Raw genomic sequence first — 4,341 nt, 5'->3', positions numbered from 1 at the left:
GCTCGGTATGGCGGCTGATCGGGGCGCCGCGCAGGCGCTTCAGGATACCCAACTGGATCTCATGCGGGCCGATCGCCAGCAGGCGGTCAAAGCCGTCAGCAAAACTCTGCAGGGTTTCCCCGGGCAGACCAAAGATCAGGTCAGCATGCAGATGGGCATGGGTGTGGGCCAGCAGCCAGCGCAGATTGGCCTCGGTCGCGGCATTGTCCTGGCGGCGCGAGAGGGTCTGCTGCACGGCTTCGTTGAAACTTTGCACCCCCACCTCAAGCTGCAGCACCCCGGGCGGAAACTGCGCCAGCATGTGGCGCAGCCGCTCGGGCAGATGGTCCGGCACCACCTCAAAATGCAGAAAAAGCTGTGCGCTGACCGCTGCGCCGGGCGGCGCCAGCCGGTCCAGGAAAAATTGCAGGATGCGCACCGAGTGATCGATTTTCAGGTTGAAGGTGCGGTCCACAAACTTGAAGGTGCGTGCGCCGCGCTGGTACAAACCATCCAGCGCCGCCAGCACCCGCTCCAGCTCAAAACCCCAGGCAGTCTTGTCCAGGGAACTCAGGCAAAACTCACACTTGAACGGGCAGCCGCGTGAGGCTTCCACATACAGCAGGCGGTGCGCCAGATCCACCTCGCTGTACTCGGCGTAAGGCAATTCAATGTCGGCCAGCGCGGGCTGCTCACCAGCGATGACTTTCATCAACGGGCGCGGGCCGTCGATCAGGGCGCGGCACAGCTTGGCAAAACTCACGTCCCCCCAGCCGGTGATCACAAAGTCGGCCAGCTGCGTGATGGTCTGCTGCGCCAGCTCGTGGCTGACTTCCGGTCCGCCCAGCACCACGGTCAGCTGCGGCCGGGCGGCCTTGAGCAGGCGCACCACTTCGGTGGTGGGCGTCACGTTCCAGATGTACACGCCCAGCCCCACGATCGCCGTACGGCTGTCCTGCGCCGGGCCCAGCGTGGCCAGCAGGTCGGCCACCACCTCGGTCGGCGCACGGTTGATGGTGTATTCGCGCAGCACGGTTTGCGCCCGCAGGCCAGCACCACCATGGCGGTCCAGATTGGCCAGCAGGTAACGCAGGCCCAGCGAGGCGTGGATGTAGCGGGCGTTGAGGGTGGCCAGCGCGATGCGCGGGACATCGCCTTTTTGAAGCATCATTTTGGGCCCTAGCCCGGATATACAGGTCTTGATAAGCTATCTATTTTGTAGCAATCAGTGCATGAACTTGCCACCCCGGCCAATGATGGCCAGGTCGGTGAAGCTGGAGCCCTGGTGGTTCTTGCTGCTGTAGCTGATGGCAAAACCGCCCAGGTTGACGTCGTGCATCGACTCCAGCCCGGTGATCAGGGCCTCACGCGTCAGGGTCTTGCCAGCACGGCGCAACCCCTCGACCAGCACCCGGGCGGTGATGTAGCCTTCCATGCTGGAGAAGTCAAAGTCCTTTTGTCCGGCCGCCAGCATGTGCTGCTGGTAGTCGCGAACCATCTGGGTCTTGGGAATGAACGGGAACGGCACCACCTGCGAAATCACCACACCCTGCCCAGCCTCACCCAGCGCCTGCGCCAGCGCCGCCGAGCCAACAAAGCTGACGTTGAAAAACTGGCCGCCATACCCTTTCTTGCGCGCCTGCTGGACAAACGCCGCGCACGAGGTGTAGGCGCTGATCTGCACCACGGCCTCGGGGTCGGCCTTCAAAATGCTGTCCAGCGCCCGGGTCACGTCCATGCTGTTGCGCTCCACGGTGCCGGTGGCCACCGGCTTGAGCTGGCGCTTGTCCAGGGCCCGCCCGATGCTCTCCAGCCCGGCCTTGCCATAAGAGTCGTTCTGGTAAAACACCGCGATTTTCTTGACCCCCAGCGTGGTCAAGTACTGCACGATGCGTTCACCTTCGTCAAAGTAGCTGGCGCGCACATGAAACACCTGCCGGTTGAATGGCTCGCGCAACGCCTGGGCGCCGGTGAACATGCCCACCAGCGGCACCTGCTGCTCGGTGATGACCGGCAGGGCGGCCAGCCCGGTGGGGGTGCCCACGGCACCGGCCAGGGCAAACACCTTGTCCTCCTGGATCAGCGCCTTCACCGCCGCCACCGCCTTGTCGGGCTCATAACCGTCGTCACGGGTCACCAGCTTGAGGTTGCGGCCTTGGATGCCGCCTTGGGCATTCACCGCCGCAAAATAGGCCTGCATGCCCACCTGCAGGCGCTGCCCCAGCTGCGCGGCCGGCCCGCTCATGGCGGCAAACTGGCCAATGAGGATGTCCTTGTCGGTCACCCCGTTTTCCGCCGCTGCCAGGGACGCCGACAGTGCCAAGACGATGGCCAGCAATTTGTGGAGGATGTTCATCTGCGCCAACCCGAAAAAATGTGCAAACTCGAATACTAATCTGATGCCGTGTCACCGGGCAGGCCGTCAATGTACTGCCAGCCGCTGGCCTCGCGCACAAAACGGCTGACCTCATGCAGGCGCACGCCGCGTCCGTTGTCACGGTAACGCGCCACAAACTCCACCACGCCGGCGTCGCCGGTGGCCTGGGCGTGGCGCACTTCCAGCCCCAGCCACTTCACCGGCGACAACTCCAGCTCGCCCGGTGAGGTGGACGGATGCCAGGTGGCCAGCAGGTAGTCGATCAGACCCAGCACGTAGGCGCTGTAACGCGAGCGCATCAGCGCCTCGGGCGTGGGGGCATACACGCCTTCAGCCCAGCCGACATGCCAGCGGCCACAACAGTCGCCATAGGTCAAGCCACTGCCGCAAGGGCAGTCGGCATGGGGTGCAAACACCGTCTTTTTCATGGCCGCCATGGTAACGGGAACCCTGATCGCGCTAACGCGCCGCCGTCTGAAAAAACGCGACCCGTTCCGCATCCGAAGGGTGCGATGAAAAGGCAATGCCGAGCCATGCTCCTGAGCTGCCGGCATCACTGGCAGGCTGGCCCTTGGGCTGGCTGGCCGCGCGCCGGGCCTTGAGCTTGTCAAACAGCGTGACCATCACCGCCGGCGACAGGGAGGCCGCCTTGAGCACCTTCACGGCATGGGCGTCGGCCTCGCGTTCGGCCTGGCGCGAGTAGTGGGCCTGCCCCAGCAGCGCCGGCACCGTGGCCAGCACTGAACTGAAATCACCCAGCACCACCGCACTCAAGGTGCCCAGCACGGTGGCCTGCACCAGCATGCGCAGGCCATGACGCTGCTGCACATGGCCCAGTTCATGAGCCAGCACCGCGCTGAGCACCTGGGTGTCACCATCGACCAGGGTCACCATCTCGTCGGTCATGATGATGGTGCCCCCCGGCAGGGCCAGGGCATTCGGACCAAGGCGGCTTTTGCGAAACACCAGCTGCCAGGGTCGCACGCTGCCCGCTGGCTGATGGGTCAGTGCCTGCGCAAAGGCGTCGCGAACCCGGGTTTGGCTGGCCACCGGCAATTGGGACGGCTGCATGATCAGCCGGTCCACCGCCGTCAGGGTGGACTCACCCAGGGCGGTTTCCAGCGCGGGCGGCGTCAGCGCCACCAGGGCCCGGGCCGCCAGCGGCAGGCCCCATTGCTGAACCGCGATCACCAGCCCCAGCAACACCACCACGCTGCCCATCACCCAGCGCCAGTTTTGCTGCATCTTCACCACCAGCGGTTCACGCAGGCCATGGCTGCTGGCCCAGGCGTCCCAGGCAGCGCTGTCCTCGCTCTGCACCAAGCCACCGTCGGCCAGATGCGCCACCCGCATGCCTTGGCGGGTGCGTTCGGGCCAGTTCACCGCCTGCCACGGCAGACTGCGGGCCCAGCTCTCACCCCGCACATGCAGCTGCCCATCTGCCAGCCAGATGTGCACCGGCTGCGGCCGGGCACTGCGCCCGTCAAAGTAAGTGGCGCGGAGCACAGCCGGGGCTGCCGGGGTGGCGCGGGCCGACGACACACTCACAGGCCGACATCCACGCCAAAAAAGTCACCCGCCGCGTCACCGGCGGCCTCAGCCGACGCTTGGTGCACATCAGCCACCAGTTGGCTGGGGTCAAGCCGGGTTTTCACGGTCACAGCCTCCAGGCGCAGGCGGGTCATGGCCACCGTGGCAAACGGCCAGTACAGCCCCAGTGTCAGCACCACCAGCAGCCAGTTTTTCAGCGACAGCCACAGCAGCGAACGAAAGCGCAGCGTGCTGTAAAAGCGCAGGTGGCTGTTGCCGGTCTTGCTCCAGACAATGTTCTGCATCCGGCTGACGACAAAGGGTTTGACACACACCAGCGTCACCATCAGCACCGCCAAACCCAGCAGCACGGCGGTGATCACGGTGCCAGCCCCGCGCGGGCCAGCGCCAGCAAATGATTTGGCCACGCTGGCACCCACCAAGGCAATCGGCGC

Annotated in this window: 5 protein-coding genes; all 5 read right to left on the bottom strand. The window is 65.1% G+C overall.

Annotation, left to right across the window (positions count from 1 at the left end):
• Positions 1 to 1,150 (bottom strand): radical SAM protein (locus PHW99_RS16685; RefSeq protein WP_300180222.1); only part of this gene is annotated, 1,150 nt, incomplete at its 3' end.
• A gap of 54 nt (positions 1,151 to 1,204) precedes the next feature.
• Positions 1,205 to 2,335 carry an ABC transporter substrate-binding protein gene (locus PHW99_RS16680; RefSeq protein WP_300180220.1) on the bottom strand — a complete coding sequence of 377 codons (1,131 nt, stop codon included), beginning with the start codon at positions 2,333 to 2,335 and terminating at the stop codon, positions 1,205 to 1,207.
• A gap of 35 nt (positions 2,336 to 2,370) precedes the next feature.
• Entirely contained in the window at positions 2,371 to 2,784 is a 414-nt protein-coding gene (locus PHW99_RS16675; RefSeq protein WP_300180233.1) for a YchJ family metal-binding protein, read from the bottom strand.
• A 31-nt stretch (positions 2,785 to 2,815) separates the two neighbouring features.
• Positions 2,816 to 3,904, bottom strand: a complete 1,089-nt coding sequence (locus tag PHW99_RS16670) for a M48 family metallopeptidase (RefSeq protein WP_300180217.1) — start codon at positions 3,902 to 3,904, stop codon at positions 2,816 to 2,818.
• Positions 3,901 to 4,341, bottom strand: a 441-nt coding sequence (locus tag PHW99_RS16665) for a DUF898 family protein (protein ID WP_300180214.1), incomplete at its 5' end; no start/stop codon positions are given. The genes PHW99_RS16670 and PHW99_RS16665, both read right to left, overlap by 4 nt.

The organism is Rhodoferax sp. (genome assembly GCF_028689305.1).
Lineage (GTDB): Bacteria > Pseudomonadota > Gammaproteobacteria > Burkholderiales > Burkholderiaceae_C > Rhodoferax.
This window is presented reverse-complemented; position numbering and strand designations above follow the sequence as displayed.